The 13,684-nt window shown below is 62.1% G+C and carries 13 protein-coding genes; 8 read left to right on the forward strand and 5 right to left on the reverse strand.

Annotation, left to right across the window (positions count from 1 at the left end; genetic code table 11):
* Positions 1 to 141 precede the first annotated feature (141 nt).
* Positions 142 to 360: a DUF2795 domain-containing protein gene (locus A3AC_RS0115975; protein ID WP_025600033.1), complete on the forward strand. Its 219-nt coding sequence runs from the start codon at positions 142 to 144 to the stop codon at positions 358 to 360.
* Positions 361 to 499: 139 nt separating this feature from the next.
* Here the strand turns inward: A3AC_RS0115975 and A3AC_RS0115980 are convergent, their stop codons facing one another.
* Entirely contained in the window at positions 500 to 919 is a 420-nt protein-coding gene (locus tag A3AC_RS0115980) for a hypothetical protein (protein ID WP_025600034.1), read from the reverse strand.
* Between the two features lie 175 nt (positions 920 to 1,094).
* Between A3AC_RS0115980 and A3AC_RS0115985 the strand changes: the two genes are divergently transcribed.
* Positions 1,095 to 1,349, forward strand: coding sequence for a hypothetical protein (locus A3AC_RS0115985; RefSeq protein WP_025600035.1), 255 nt, complete (start codon positions 1,095 to 1,097; stop codon positions 1,347 to 1,349).
* A 45-nt stretch (positions 1,350 to 1,394) separates the two neighbouring features.
* Positions 1,395 to 1,922 (forward strand): GNAT family N-acetyltransferase, encoded by a 528-nt coding sequence (locus A3AC_RS0115990; RefSeq protein ID WP_025600036.1) that lies wholly within the window; start codon positions 1,395 to 1,397, stop codon positions 1,920 to 1,922.
* Between the two features lie 134 nt (positions 1,923 to 2,056).
* On the opposite strand, the gene A3AC_RS0115995 is transcribed toward A3AC_RS0115990, so the two are convergent.
* Positions 2,057 to 3,118 (reverse strand): alkene reductase, encoded by a 1,062-nt coding sequence (locus A3AC_RS0115995; protein WP_025600038.1) that lies wholly within the window; start codon positions 3,116 to 3,118, stop codon positions 2,057 to 2,059.
* A 94-nt stretch (positions 3,119 to 3,212) separates the two neighbouring features.
* Positions 3,213 to 3,530 carry an ArsR/SmtB family transcription factor gene (locus A3AC_RS0116000; RefSeq protein ID WP_013591875.1) on the reverse strand — a complete coding sequence of 106 codons (318 nt, stop codon included), beginning with the start codon at positions 3,528 to 3,530 and terminating at the stop codon, positions 3,213 to 3,215.
* Between the two features lie 443 nt (positions 3,531 to 3,973).
* Between A3AC_RS0116000 and A3AC_RS0116010 the strand changes: the two genes are divergently transcribed.
* The 5 genes from A3AC_RS0116010 to phbB all read left to right on the forward strand — a co-directional run bounded on the left by A3AC_RS0116010 (position 3,974) and on the right by phbB (position 11,486).
* Positions 3,974 to 7,429: an adenylate/guanylate cyclase domain-containing protein gene (locus A3AC_RS0116010; RefSeq protein WP_035475233.1), complete on the forward strand. Its 3,456-nt coding sequence runs from the start codon at positions 3,974 to 3,976 to the stop codon at positions 7,427 to 7,429.
* 115 nt (positions 7,430 to 7,544) lie between these two features.
* Positions 7,545 to 8,594: a patatin-like phospholipase family protein gene (locus tag A3AC_RS0116015; RefSeq protein WP_025600044.1), complete on the forward strand. Its 1,050-nt coding sequence runs from the start codon at positions 7,545 to 7,547 to the stop codon at positions 8,592 to 8,594.
* Between the two features lie 61 nt (positions 8,595 to 8,655).
* Complete coding sequence (locus A3AC_RS0116020) at positions 8,656 to 9,270, forward strand: HD domain-containing protein (RefSeq protein WP_025600046.1); 615 nt, start codon at positions 8,656 to 8,658, stop codon at positions 9,268 to 9,270.
* 734 nt (positions 9,271 to 10,004) lie between these two features.
* Positions 10,005 to 10,580, forward strand: a complete 576-nt coding sequence (gene phaP, locus A3AC_RS0116025; protein ID WP_025600048.1) for a TIGR01841 family phasin — start codon at positions 10,005 to 10,007, stop codon at positions 10,578 to 10,580.
* A 162-nt stretch (positions 10,581 to 10,742) separates the two neighbouring features.
* Entirely contained in the window at positions 10,743 to 11,486 is a 744-nt protein-coding gene (gene phbB, locus A3AC_RS0116030) for an acetoacetyl-CoA reductase (RefSeq protein ID WP_025600049.1), read from the forward strand.
* Positions 11,487 to 11,733: 247 nt separating this feature from the next.
* Here the strand turns inward: phbB and A3AC_RS0116035 are convergent, their stop codons facing one another.
* Both A3AC_RS0116035 and A3AC_RS0116040 read right to left on the reverse strand, forming a co-directional pair.
* A complete protein-coding gene (locus A3AC_RS0116035) occupies positions 11,734 to 12,468 on the reverse strand; it encodes a superoxide dismutase (RefSeq protein WP_232231948.1) in 735 nt (244 codons plus the stop codon).
* A gap of 36 nt (positions 12,469 to 12,504) precedes the next feature.
* Positions 12,505 to 13,677, reverse strand: a complete 1,173-nt coding sequence (locus A3AC_RS0116040; protein WP_198018000.1) for a chromate transporter — start codon at positions 13,675 to 13,677, stop codon at positions 12,505 to 12,507.
* Positions 13,678 to 13,684: the final 7 nt, after the last annotated feature.

Genomic DNA, 13,684 nt, shown 5'->3' on the forward strand with positions numbered 1-13,684 from the left:
AGACGTTACGAGCCAGATTCATTCCTGCTACCGCAAATAAGCGCTGCTCACATCGCGCTGTTGCGCAAGGCGTCGCGGCCTGCGAGGAACGCGCGATGCTGCAACGTCTGCCACCCGATGGCGAACCTCAAGGAGATGCACATGGCGTCCAATTCGAATACGAACGGCGGTCCGATTCGCAAATTCATCGATGTCCAGAAGGCGTTGAAGGGCGCTTCGTATCCCGCCGACAAGGCGAGCTTGCTCGACACGGCCAAAGGCAACGGCGCCGACGACGAAGTGCTCGACGCGCTCGAACGCCTGCCGGATCAGGAGTACGGCAGTCCCGCGGAAGTATCGAAAGGCGTGGGCAACGAGTGATGCCGCGCGGACGCGGCGCGTAAAACGCGTTGCGTCCGCTGTCAAATCTGCAAGCGCCGGAAGTAACTACAGGTTGAAGTAATTCAAGGCTGCCAGCGCCGCCGCAGCGCACCTGGCGCATGCGTTCGGATCACCTCCCTCAACGCTCCGCGAGCATCACGGACAGCGTGCCCGATTCGTTCTGCACGCCCGCGTCGAGATTCACGGCACCTGGCGTTTCAGTTTCGAGTGCCCGCAGCAGGCGCGGAGTAAACGAAGCGCCAAAGCGCGCGATCAGCGCTTCGCGTGCGGAATCGTCAGCGTTCGCAAGCTCACGCAATTCGTCGAGCGGCAGACCCACGAACAGATTGAGCGGGTAGGGCGGCGTGTCTGTATCGCCTGTGTCTCGACGAGCCGCATCCGACGCTGGCGCGCGAACGCGCAAGCCCGGCTGCAGGTGCGCCTGGAATTCAGCCGTTACTTCGTAGTTCGATGCGAAATCGAGCGAGGTCTTCGCCTCGCTCTCGAGAAAGGGCGCAACGCCGTCGAGGCGCGCAAGTTCTTCGTCGCTGAGCAGCATGATGGGTTCTCCGCGTGCGTGTCGTTTTCCGACGAGACACGCTTTGCAGCAAGCGGCTTGCCGGGCGGCGTGCGGCGCTGGTGCGCGCATGTTCAGGCATACGCGATGCTGCGCCCTGATGTATCGACGAACCCAAGCCGCGCCTCGCGCGTTGGCGAACCGAACGGGTGCTACCATGCATCGGAATCTGAAAAGCGCGCTGCTGGCTGTATTCTTCGCTGCATTGGGAATGGGCATATCCGGATGCAAGAAGGTGGACGAAACCAGCAAGGACACCACCAGTTCCGCGAGCAGCGGCGTGATGAGCAATTCCGCCAGCGCCAATGGCATGAGCGGCCAGAGCGACGCCGCCAGGCGCGCGAGCGATGCGGCCGCGGGCGCTTCCGCCCAGTCGGGCAGCGCGGCGTCCGCTGCGTCGGGAACTCAGTAGCGCGCTGTCGGGCAACCTGTCTGGAGTTTCGGTCAAACTGTGCGAATGCAACAATCAGTCGACGTCACCTTCCGTCTCGCAGCACCCCATGAAGCTGAAACCATTCGCACGATCGAATTCGAAGCGGGCGTGCGCTTTGCGAGCGTGGGCATGGCCGGTATTGCCGATGCGCCGCCCATGAGTCTCGCTTTTGTGGAGCGCAAGATCGCGGCGCGGGAGATCTTTGTCGCGGTGGACCGCGATGACACCTGCGCCGGATTCCTGATGTTCGAGCCGCAACCCGCGCATGTCTACATTCAGGAGCTCGATGTGCTGACCTCCCATGCCGGGCGGCGCATCGGCGCGGCGCTGATCGAAGAGGTCGCGCAACTCGCGCGCTCGCGGCAGCTCATGCAACTGGTCCTGTCCACCTTTCGTGAGGTGCCGTGGAATGCGCCGTATTACCGGCGGCTTGGCTTTCGCGACATCGCGGAAGCCGAGCTTGACGCGGGGCTGATTGCACGCCGCGATGCGCACATCGCGCGAGGTCTCGACGAATCGCGACGCGTGTTCATGCGCCGCGATCTCGCCTGACGCGACTGTCCTGTCCGTGCAAAGTACGCGAAGAGCCTGAGAGACGCAGTAAAAAAACGGCGGGCGCCGCCGCACTCATGTGCCGGCGACGCCCGCCGCTCTTCACCGCATGTTTGGGGCAGCGTGCTGTGCGCTTACTCCACCGCCTCGAGCGCCGGATAATCGACGTAGCCGGTTTCACCGCGTGCGTAGAAGGTAGCGGGATCGGGCTTGTTCAACGGCGCGTTCATCGCAAAGCGGCGCACGAGATCCGGGTTCGCAATGAACAGCTGGCCCCATGCCACCGCATCCGCCTCACCCGCGTCGAGCACTTGCTGCGCGGTTTCCTTCGTGAACTTTTCGTTCGCGATGTACGGGCCGCCGAATTCCTTCTTCAGCTGCGGGCCCAGACGGTCTTCGCCCAACGCTTCGCGCGCGGCGATAAAAGCGATCTTGCGCTTGCCCAGTTCGCGAGCTACATAGCCGAAGGTTGCGGCGGGATTCGAGTCGCCCATGTCGTGCGCGTCGCGGCGCGGCGCGAGGTGCACGCCCACGCGCTGTGCGCCCCACACGTCGATGCAGGCGTCGGTGATTTCAAGCAGCAGACGCGCGCGATTTTCGATCGGGCCGCCGTATGCGTCGGTACGCTTGTTGGTGCTGTCCTGCAGGAACTGGTCGAGCAGATAGCCGTTCGCACCGTGTATTTCCACACCGTCGAAGCCCGCCGCTTTCGCGTTTTCCGCGCCTTTGCGAAACGCCTGCACGATGCCCGCGATTTCATCGAGTCCAAGCGCGCGCGGCGTCACATACGGACGCTCCGGGCGCACGAGGCTCACGTGGCCTTGCGCGGCGATTGCGCTCGGGGCGACGGGCAGTTCGCCGTTCAGGAACAGCGGATCGGAAATGCGGCCCACATGCCACAGCTGCAGGAAGATCTTGCCGCCCGCGGCGTGCACCGCGTTCGTGACGAGCTTCCAGCCTTCCACCTGTTCCGGCGACCAGATACCGGGCGTCTCGGCATAACCCACGCCTTGCGGCGTGACCGAAGTGGCTTCGCTGATGATGAGCCCCGCCGTTGCACGCTCGGCGTAGTACTTCGCCATCAGCGCGTTCGGCACGCGGATTTCTTCGGCGCGCTGACGCGTGAGCGGCGCCATGATGATGCGGTTCGACAACGTGAGGTCGCCAATTTGCAGCGGATCGAAAAGAGTCGGCATAAGTGTTCACCTTTGGCTGAGGCGCGAAGGCCATCGGCCGAAAAATTGTTGCCTGGCAACAGGAAAGCGAAGGGAAGCGGCGGTGCAGGACGGCTCAGAGCTTCGAGTTCATATGCTCGAGAAACGCCTGAATAACGGGCTCGTTGCGTTTGAAGAACACCCATTGCCCCACACGTTTGGACGTGACCAGTCCCGCGCGCTGCAACGCCGCGAGATGAGCCGACACGGTGGACTGCGAGAGCCCGCAGCGCGCGTCGATTTTGCCCGCGCATACGCCATGGTCCAGCGGGAGTTCCTGATCGGCAAAATGCGCATACGGCTCGCGCAGCCAGCCAAGAATCTCGCGCCGTACCGGATTGGCAAGCGCCTTGTGTATCGCGTCGATGTCTGGCGCGATGGGGGTTCGTTTCATTCGTCAACTACCGTCATGCTGTTCAACGGGCAGACCCGAGGCGAGTTGCCGCCTGATACCTGCATCGCTACGGAACGAAGTATATATCGGAATTTGACGATATGCATGGAGGCACTACTCGCGGTGGGGACATGATTTGTCGGCGCACACAAGAGCCGCCGTCGGCTTTGGCCGCCAACTCCTGCGCGTTCGCATCGGACGGAACCCTGCATCTTTATCTCAACTACGCGCGTGAGCATTGGACAAAGTTGCAGGGGAGCTTGAGCGCACTCGCGCATCGGTTGAAAAACGGAACACCTACGGTGACAGTGACGAGGCGCAATCGTAATCTGATGCAGCCTGCGCTCATTTTTTCGACCCACCTTGGCCAGGCGGAACAGCCATACAACCAGGATAGCGGCGCATAATATGCAGGAGTTGACCCTTGGCGGGCAGAGGGTTGTATGCGCTGCACAAACTGCGGGGCCGAAACTTCCCCCGGCGCTAAATTCTGCGAAGCATGCGGGACCATGCTGTCCCGCACGTGCTTGCATTGCGGACATGAAGCGGCGCCGGCTGCCCGATTCTGCAGTGAATGCGGAGCGCCGCTCAGCGAAGCGCACCCAACGCCATCGCCATATCGTCAATCCGTTTCTGAACCGCCGCCTCCGCCCGTTATTTACACGCCACACCATCTCGCCGAGCGCATCCGCGCGGAACACGCGGCCATGGAAGCGCGAGGCGAAACCGCTGGCGAGCGCAAGACGATCACAGCGCTGTTCGCGGACATGGCCGGGTCCACCGCCCTGATTCACGATCTCGACCCGGAAGTGGCGCATCGCCTGATCAAGCCCGTCGTCGCGTTGATGATGGAAGCTGTGCACTACTACGAGGGCTATGTCGCGAAGTCGCTCGGCGACGGCATCCTCGCCCTCTTCGGCGCGCCTATCGCTCACGAAGACCATCCGCAGCGCGCGCTCTTCGCAGCACTGCGAATGCAGCAGGCGATGCGGCGCCACGGCGACCGGATTCGTCTGGAGGAAGGTATTCCGTTGCAGATTCGCGTGGGCGTTCACACGGGCGAAGTCGTCGTCCGCGCTATTCGCACGGACGACCTGCACACCGATTACGATCCTCTGGGGCACACGATCCACATTGCGTCGCGGATCGAGGGAATCGCCGCGCCCACGTCAATTCTCGTCAGCGAATCCACCCGTAAGCTGGCCGAGGGCTATTTCGAATTCAAGGCACTGGGCGCGACGCAGCTCAAGGGCATTCCCGAACCGCTCTGCGTGTACGAGGTACTCGGCCTTGGCGCGCTCCGCACGCGCCTGCAACTGGCGGCGCAACGCGGTCTTGCGCGGTTCGTCGGCCGTGAGACAGAAATGGAGCACCTGCACCGGGCGCTGGAAGCGATCAGGACGGGGCATGGACGGGTCGTCGGCGTGGTCGGCGAAGCCGGTGTCGGGAAATCGCGGCTCTTTCACGAATTCAAGGAGCGCTCGCGACGAGGCGCGCTGGTACTGGAGACGTTCTCGGTCTCGCACGGCAAGGCGTTTGCCAATTTGCCGCTCGTCGAACTTCTTGAAAACTATTTCCAGATTGTTGCTCAGGACGACGCCCGGCACCGCCGGGAAAAGGTCATCGGCAAGGCACTGACACTCGAGCGCGGTTTTGAGGATCTCGTACCCTACGTGCTGTATCTGCTCGGCATTGGCGAGGCCGGGTCGGCGCTCGCCGAAATGGATGCGCGGATCCGCCGCGACCGCACCTTCGACGCGATCAGGCAGCTTCTCGCGCGCGAAAGTCGGGATCAGCCGGTCTACCTGTTGTTCGAGGATCTGCAATGGCTCGACCGCGAGACAGAAGCCTTCCTCGCGTACCTGGTCGAACATATACCGGACACGCCGATTCTGCTTCTCGTGAATTATCGGCCGGAATATCAGCCCGCATGGGAGCGCGCGGCTCACTGCAGTCAACTGCGGCTCGAACCGCTCGACTCGACCGAAGCCCAAGGACTGCTCACGGCGCTGCTCGGCGACGATCCCACTCTGGCGCCGCTCAAGCAGCTGATCCTCGAGAAGACAGAGGGCAATCCGTTCTTTATGGAGGAAGTGGTCCAGACGCTTGCCGAGGACAAATCGCTGCTCGGCGATGCGGGCCATTACCGCATCGAACAGACGCCCGCCACGCTGCACATTCCGACCACTGTGCAGGGCGTGCTCGCTGCCCGGATCGACCGGCTCCCGCTCGACGAAAAGGAACTGCTTCAGACACTTGCGGTGATTGGCCACGAGTTTCCGTTCAGCCTGATCCGGCGCATTTGCGGCGACGACGCAGCGCAGGACGATGAACTGCGTCGCCTGCTGGCGCATCTGGAAACCGCGGACTTCATTTATGAGCGGGCCGCCTTTCCGGAAGTCGACTATTCGTTCAAGCACGCGCTGACTCAGGAAGTGGCCGGGCATTCGCTGCTCACGGAGCGGCGCAGCGCGCTGCACGAGCGCACTGCGCAAGCAATCGAGGCGCTGTTTCCGACTCGCATCGCCGATTATTGCAGCGAACTCGCGCATCACTACAGCCTGAGCGGCAATATTCCAAAGGCTGTCGAGTACCTGCATCGCGCGGCCCAGCAGGCTCTGCGCCATGCTGCGCATCCGGACGCGATGCATCACCTCGGCGCGGCGCTCGCGTTACTGAAGCGCTTGCCTGACACACCGGCGCGCGCGCAGTGGGAACTCACGCTGCTGCTTTCACTCGGGCCAGCGTTGATGGACGTGCGCGGCTACGGCGCGCCCGAGGTCGGCGCGACGTACACGCGTGCGCTGGCGTTGTGTGAGCGTACCGGCGAGACCTCGCAGCGCTTTGCCGCGCAACTGGGATTGCGGATCCACCATCTGGTGCGCGCGGAGTATGCGACCGCCTACGAACTGGGCAAGCAGATGCTCGGTACCGCGCGCCGCGCAAAAGATCCCGGTTTGCTCATGGAGGCGCATGGCGCACTCGGGTCGTGCTTTTTTCTGCAAGGCGATTTCGGCGCTGCTCGCACTCATGTGGAACAGGCTCTTGCAATCTACGATCCCGATCGGCATCAGGCCCACGTCTTCGAGCACGGTGTGGACCCCGGCATCCGGGCTTTGAACTTCCTCCTTTTGACCTTGTGGTTTCAGGGATACCCCGCTCAGGCCCGCGAGCGCAGCCTCGAAGCGCTGGCCCTCGCGCAGAAGCTTGCTTACGGCCCGAGTGTGGCGTTCAGCCTGACGTATGCTGCGCAGTTGCATCAGCTGCGCCGCGAGCCGTCGCTTGCTTGTGAGCGCGCGGAAGCGGTCATTACTCTCTCCACCGAGCATGGACTGCCGTACTGGCTTGCGTGGGGCACGCTTCTGCGAGGCTGGGCGATGAGCGCGCAAGGAAGCATCCGGGAGGGAATCGCCCAGATGCGCCAAGGCCTGGACACGCAACGGGCCGCCGGTAGCGGAGACCAGCGGCCGTATTTCCTCGCGCTGCTTGCCGACAGCTATTCGCGCGCAGGCGACAACGAGGCCGCTTTGGGAATGCTCGAAGAGGCGATGTCGATCGTGCAGAACTCTGGCGAGCATTGTTACGAGGCCGAGTTGTACCGGCTCAAGGCAAGCATGCTGCCCGGCGAGGCGAACAACGAGGACGCCGTGTCTGCTCGCGACGACGAAGCCGCGAGCTGCGTGCATAAAGCAATCGCACTGGCTCGCCGGCAGGGCGCGAGATCGCTGGAACTGCGCGCGGCGTCAGACCTCGCCCGGTTGTTGCAACGGCAAGGGAAGAAGGCGGAAGCCCGGCATGCGCTTTCCGATGTGTATGACCGTTTCACGGAAGGCTTCGACACGGCGGACCTTCGGGACGCGAAAGCGCTGCTGGATGCACTGAATGCGGGCGCTGAATGAGTCGCACCATGACGGAGGGCGGCGAGCGGCGCTCCGGTGTGCCGCCCGATGCCATGATGCCTGATGCCTGATTGATGCCGTTGAGCGCAGGCCGCATTGCCGAGGACAGGAGCTTATGACGACCACGCACGCAAGACGTCGCGACAACGAAGCGCCCAGGCAGGTAGCACTGGCCTTGCAGGGCGGCGGAATGCACGGCGCGTTCACCTGGGGCGTGCTCGACCGTTTGCTCGAGGACGGTAGGCTCGCGGTCGAAGGCGTCAGCGCGACGAGTGCCGGCGCGATGAATGCAGCAGTGCTCGCATATGGGCTGCTGAAGGGCGGCGAAGACGGCGCGCGGCAGGCGCTGCATGACTTCTGGCGCGCGGTCGCACAATCGGCCGAGCGCTACAATCCGCTGCGCTGGATGCCTTGGCTCAAAGGCACGCACAGTTTTGGGCTCGACCATTCGCCGCTTTATGCATTCGCCGACATGGCGCTGCGCATCTTCTCGCCTTATCAGTTCAATCCGAACAACCTCAATCCGCTACGCGAGGTGCTCGAAAGCCAGGTGGACTTCGCCGCGCTGCGCAAGCACTGTCCGATCCGGCTGTATCTGTGCGCGACCAACGTCGAGACGGGAAAGATACGCATCTTCACCGGCGAAGATGTCACTGCCGAGGCGGTGCTGGCATCGGCATGCGTGCCGACCCTCTTCCAGGCTGTCATGATCGACGGCGAGCACTACTGGGACGGCGGCTATATGGGCAATCCAGCCATCTATCCGCTCATCTACAACTGTACGACGCGAGACGTCGTGATCGTGCATATCAATCCGCTCGTGCGTCGTGGGGTGCCCATCACGGCGGCCGAGATTCTCAACCGTATCAGCGAGATCAGCTTCAACTCGTCGCTGATGCGCGAGATGCGAGCGATCGCGTTCGTTACCGATCTGATCCAGCAGGGCAAGATACACCGCGGCGAAATGAAGGAAATGCTGATCCATTCGATTCGCGCCGACGACGCTATGTGCGCTTTGAGCGTGTCGAGCAAATACAACGCCGACTGGCGTTTTTTGAGCGAGCTGCGCGACAACGGACGCCGCGAAGCCGATGCATGGCTCGCGCATCATTACAGGAATATCGGGCTGCGGTCGACCATCGACATCCGCAAGGAGTTTCTCTGAGCCTCGCGATGACGTTAGCCCGGTGGAGCGGTGTGCTGTCACCGCGCGCAAAGGAGCAAGGATGAACAGGACGCAGGCGCGCTTCGTCGCGCTGTGGTCTCGCAGCGGCGGCGCGCATGCCGAAGACGCCTATGCGGGTCTGGCGCAATGCTATGCAGAGCCGGCACGTCATTACCATACGCTGCGGCATGTGCGCCGCTGTCTGCGCGATCTCGATCTGGCGCGCGCCGCGATTCCCGATCCGGACGCCGTCGAGCTCGCACTATGGTGCCATGACGTGATTTTCGTTCCTGGGGCGCGGAACAACGAGCGGAGAAGCGCGGAGTGGTTCCGGCACCGGGCCGAGGGCCGCATTGCGGAATCGCACCGCATCTGCGCGATGATCCTCGCGACGACGCACAAGGACGTGCCAGCCGGGCTGGACGGCCAGTTCGTCTGTGACATCGACCTCGCAGTGCTCGGCGCTCGGCGCAGCCGGTTTCGGGGAGACGGCGCTCTGCTCAGGGCGGAGCGACCGGACCTCGACGACTGCGCGTACGACCGACAAGAACGGGCGATTCTCGGCAGGCTGCTCGCACGTCAGCGCATCTACCAAACGGAGTTTTTCCATGCGCGCTGCGAGGCGCGAGCACGCAGCAATCTGACCTGGCGACTGGGTTTGTCGCGTCCGGTGTAATCGCGCCAGGCTGTCGCCAACCCGAATTAAAGTAGCGCGCATATCCGGGTTTTCGATGATTATGGCCAATATAAAAATATCAAGCGGCTGTAATAAATGTTTCGCATATCTGACTCATGGGCGGCGATTGCGAAAAGCAAACGTTGAGCATAAACACGATATTCAAATATAAACGGGGATCTTGGAACTGAACGATTGACTGGGTCGCACCGGACAGCGTTCAATGCGCTCAAGGTTGGTCTGCCAGCCGCGTTCAGCAAGGCTTCCACGCTTATTGCGCCGCCCGCCCGCTGGCAGGCGTTTCAATCAGACATTCAACTGGAATAAGCAGACAAATAAAAAGGATACTTGGCATATTGCAATTGCGAATTGTGCGGTTATGATGACGTCTCGGTAGGGATTTTCCGAACGCCGCTCAGCAGAGCCGACGGAAAAAGTTGCCGCAATTGGCGGCCGGGCGGTAATTACGATTCCGTCCTTAATCAGCCGCGGGTAAATTGCGGCACGCACCTCGACAACACATCGCGAGCGTGCCGAAAAGAAGGTAAGCCGAGCAGGTTTTGTTGGACTTTCGTGTGTAGCGCCTCTTGCTGTAATGAACTCCGAAGTATTCGCGACGCGTGCCGTCTGGCAGGTGCCCTTGCGCTTCGGTTTAGCCATCATCGCCATTCGCCGTGCCACATCCGGTCGACCGGGGCTTTCGCGCGGCGGACTGAACCTGAGGAACTTCAACAATGGCTCTATTGAGTCCCGAACAATTCGCCGCATCCCAGAAGGCCAACCTTGACGCGTTTTTCGCATTGACCGGCAAGGTTTTCGAAGGCGTCGAAAAACTGGTTGCGCTGAACGTGCAGGCGATCAAGTCCACGCTGGTCGAGTCGCAAGAAAACATGGCGAAGGCGCCCGTTGCAACCGACCCGCAGCAGTGGTTTGCCCCACAAGCCGGTTCCAGTGCGGCTTTCGCCGAGAAATCACTGTCATACAGCCGTCAGTTCTTTGACATCGCATCAACCACGCAGGCGGAAGTCGCGCAACTCGCACTGGCGCAATACGAACGGTATAACGCACGCTTGCAGGAGTTCATCGAGGAAGCGGCGAAGAGTGCGCCCGCAGGTTCCGAAGCGGCGATCGCCGCATGGAAGTCGGCGATCAGCGCGACCACCACGCTGTGTGAGTCGCTGCAGAAGACAGGGCAACAAGCCGTCGAGATGGCCGGGACCAATCTTGAAGCCGTCACGACTTCGGCGTCCAGGACTGCCAGGCGCAGTGCTGCAGAGTCGGTTCCAGTAGTCTCGGGCGCGAAGCACTGAGACTCGCGCGGGCGGCAACGCCCGCGCATCGGCTTCATGTCTATGCGTAGGATTCCTTCATTCATTTTGAATAAGGATCCTGCATCTCAATGCATCCAGTTTTTGACTGAAGGCGGTGTCGCCAGAGCGGCGCGCGCCGCTGCTATTTGTGAGGACGATTCAATGGCAAAGCAGATCGCGGTAGTAACGGGTGGCATGGGCGGACTGGGCGAGGCGATCAGCATCAAGCTGCACGACGCGGGTTATGCGGTCGTGGTCACCTATTCGCCCGGCAATACGAGTGCGAACGAGTGGCTCGCCCGGATGGAAACCGAGGGACGGCAGTTCCGCGCGTATGCAGTCGACGTGGCCGACTACGACTCGTGCGAAAAATGCATTACGCAAATCAAAGCGGAAGTCGGACCGGTCGACATCCTGATCAACAATGCCGGCATCACGCGCGACGCCAGCTTCAAGAAACTGGACAAGGTCAATTGGGACGCAGTGATCCGCACCAATCTCGATTCCGTCTTCAACATGACGAAGCCGGTGTGCGACAGCATGGTCGAGCGTGGCTGGGGGCGAATCATCAACGTTTCCTCGATCATCGGCTCCAAGGGCGGGTTCTGCCAGACCAACTATGCTGCGGCAAAGGCCGGCATGCATGGTTTCACGAAATCGCTAGCGCTCGAGGTGGCGAAGAAAGGCGTCACCGTCAACACGATCTCGCCCGGCTATATCGCAACGAAGATGGTGATGGCCGTGCCAGAGGAAATTCGCGAGACGAAGATCATTCCGCAGATTCCGGTCGGCCGGCTCGGGCGACCTGATGAGGTTGCGGCGCTCGTGGTTTACCTGTGCTCGCGCGAGGCGGGCTTTGTGACCGGCGCCAACATCGCGATCAATGGAGGGCAACATCTGCAGTGAGTCCCGCAGATCAGCGATCGCGGATTCGAGGACGGCGGCGCATGATGTCATCACGATGCCAACCGCCAGCAGACTCAACGATCCATTGAACGGCAGCGTCCAGTTTCGCGTGCGATGGCAGCGGCGGGGCGCACGTTATTGTCGGTGTTGACCGCGGCAAGTCGTCTAGATCTGGTCAGGAGCCCCATGGTTTCGCCCCGGGTGCGTTGCCGGTCAGTCGGATCGGAACGCCGGAAGGCCATCCACGTCACGTTAGCCTCCGCGCAGGAGACGCCGCCTGCATCCTCGACGCGGCGTTGTCCCAGTTGATGAGGCTGAAAAGCTGACTAACGTATTCGTTACGTCGGTTCTGGTACTTCAGGTAATACGCGTGCTCGAAAACGTCGAGGATGAGGATCGGCTGGATGCCCCACGCGGTCAGCTTCTGGTGGTTCTCGCACTGCAGGATCATCAGTTTGCCGGTGGCAGGATGGTAACCAACGACACCCCAGCCGGATGCTTCCACCGCAATCGTCGCCGCAACCAGCTGGGCCTTGAATTTCGCGTACGAGCCGAAGTTCCGGTCGATCGCCCTGGCGAGATCGCCTTTCGGTTCACCGCCCTTGCCTGAAATGCTGGTCCAGTAAATCGTGTGCAGGATGTGACTGGACAGCTGGAACGCGAGCTCTTTCTCGTAGTACTTCACCAGTGCGAAGTCGTTTGACTCCCGCGCCTTTGCCAACCCGTCTTCAGCCTTGTTCGCGGCAGCCACAGCCGGCTTGTGGTGAAAGTTGTAGTGCAGCTCGACGGTGCGCGCGTCGATGACCGGTTCAAGCGCATCGTAGGCGAAGGGCAACGGTCCAGCGGCATACTTGCCGTCGGCGTCGGTGAGCTTGTCGGTGTAACCGGCGTCTTCTGCGGCACGTACGGCTTGTGCCTGGGCCAGCATCATTCCCGCGCCTGCGGCGGCGGTGTTGTGCAGGAAGGTACGACGTGTTGCCATGATTGCGTTCCTCGTTGCCTGCGCACGCGCAAGCCGTTAGATGAGGTGGGAATGGACGAGCGGATAGACAACCAGACCGAGCAGGGCCGCCGCCACCACGATGACCGGCTCCTGCAGTTTTTTGAATCGCCACAGCAGCAGGACGGTGACGAGCGCGAGCACGATAGTGGGCCAGTCGACGATGGACCTTCGCGCGATGACAATGACGGAGCCCGTTATGGCGCCCACGGCGGCTGCCGTGATGCCGTCGACGAACGCCTTGACGGCAGGCAGCTTGCCATATTTCTTGAAGTACGGCGCTGGCAGCACCGTGAACAGATAGCAGGGCAAAAAGGTCCCGAGTGCGGCGACGCAGGCGCCCGAAAATCCCGCGACCAGGTATCCGATGAAACCAACCGTGATCACAACGGGGCCCGGCGTGATCATCGCGACAGCCACTGCGTCCACGAACTGCTTGTCGTTAAGCCAGTGGTGTTCGGTCACGACGCCACCGTAGAGAAACGGCACGATCGCGAGACCCGAGCCGAACACGAAAGCGCCCGCCTTGGCGAAGAAAAGCCCGATCTGGCCGAGCAGCGGCAGGTCAAAGCCACTGAGGGCGCCGCTTATGGCAGGCGCCTGCGTCACGGCAAGCGCATTCACTCCGCCCTTGCTCAGCCACTTCGGCGGAGCGCGCCAGAACCAGTTGAGCAGGCCGCCCGCAATGAACAGCCACGCGATTTCCGATTCGGTGACGACGGTCGCGACCGCAAGCGTCAGATAGATCGCCCACAGCAGTCTGTTCGAGCCGATGGTCTTCGTGGTCAGCTTGTACGCGCTCATCGCGATGATGCCGACCACCGCGGCGCCCACGCCGTAGAAGACCGCCTGCATCCAGGAGAGCCCGCCGAACCGCGTGTAGGCCCAGCCCAGCGCGACGACCATCAGGAATGAAGGCAGTACAAAGGCGATGCCGGCCAGCGTCGCGCCGACGACGCGGTAGTGGACGTAGCCCAGATAGATGCCGAGTTGTGCGGCGAGAGGCCCCGGCATCATCTGGGCGAGCGCCAGACCCTCCTTGTAATCCGCCTCGCTGATCCAGCCCCGGCGCTCGACCAGGTCGCGGCGCATGTAGCCGACCAGCGCCACCGGTCCGCCGAAGCCCAAAGTACCGAGCCGCAGCATGTAAAGGATCATCTGGCCAAGGGTGTAGGCGGGCGCGGTCGCCATCGTGGTA

Origin of the sequence: Burkholderia sp. WSM2230 (genome assembly GCF_000472445.1) — a bacterium.
GTDB lineage: Bacteria > Pseudomonadota > Gammaproteobacteria > Burkholderiales > Burkholderiaceae > Paraburkholderia.

Coding starts and splice junctions, on each gene's coding strand:
- A3AC_RS0115975 (WP_025600033.1), top strand. CDS start 142: ATGGCGTCCAATTCGAATACGAACGGCGGTCCGATTCGCAAATTCATC.
- A3AC_RS0115980 (WP_025600034.1), bottom strand. CDS start 919: ATGCTGCTCAGCGACGAAGAACTTGCGCGCCTCGACGGCGTTGCGCCC.
- A3AC_RS0115985 (WP_025600035.1), top strand. CDS start 1,095: ATGCATCGGAATCTGAAAAGCGCGCTGCTGGCTGTATTCTTCGCTGCA.
- A3AC_RS0115990 (WP_025600036.1), top strand. CDS start 1,395: ATGCAACAATCAGTCGACGTCACCTTCCGTCTCGCAGCACCCCATGAA.
- A3AC_RS0115995 (WP_025600038.1), bottom strand. CDS start 3,118: ATGCCGACTCTTTTCGATCCGCTGCAAATTGGCGACCTCACGTTGTCG.
- A3AC_RS0116000 (WP_013591875.1), bottom strand. CDS start 3,530: ATGAAACGAACCCCCATCGCGCCAGACATCGACGCGATACACAAGGCG.
- A3AC_RS0116010 (WP_035475233.1), top strand. CDS start 3,974: ATGCGCTGCACAAACTGCGGGGCCGAAACTTCCCCCGGCGCTAAATTC.
- A3AC_RS0116015 (WP_025600044.1), top strand. CDS start 7,545: ATGACGACCACGCACGCAAGACGTCGCGACAACGAAGCGCCCAGGCAG.
- A3AC_RS0116020 (WP_025600046.1), top strand. CDS start 8,656: ATGAACAGGACGCAGGCGCGCTTCGTCGCGCTGTGGTCTCGCAGCGGC.
- phaP (WP_025600048.1), top strand. CDS start 10,005: ATGGCTCTATTGAGTCCCGAACAATTCGCCGCATCCCAGAAGGCCAAC.
- phbB (WP_025600049.1), top strand. CDS start 10,743: ATGGCAAAGCAGATCGCGGTAGTAACGGGTGGCATGGGCGGACTGGGC.
- A3AC_RS0116035 (WP_232231948.1), bottom strand. CDS start 12,468: ATGGCAACACGTCGTACCTTCCTGCACAACACCGCCGCCGCAGGCGCG.
- A3AC_RS0116040 (WP_198018000.1), bottom strand. CDS start 13,677: ATGGCGACCGCGCCCGCCTACACCCTTGGCCAGATGATCCTTTACATG.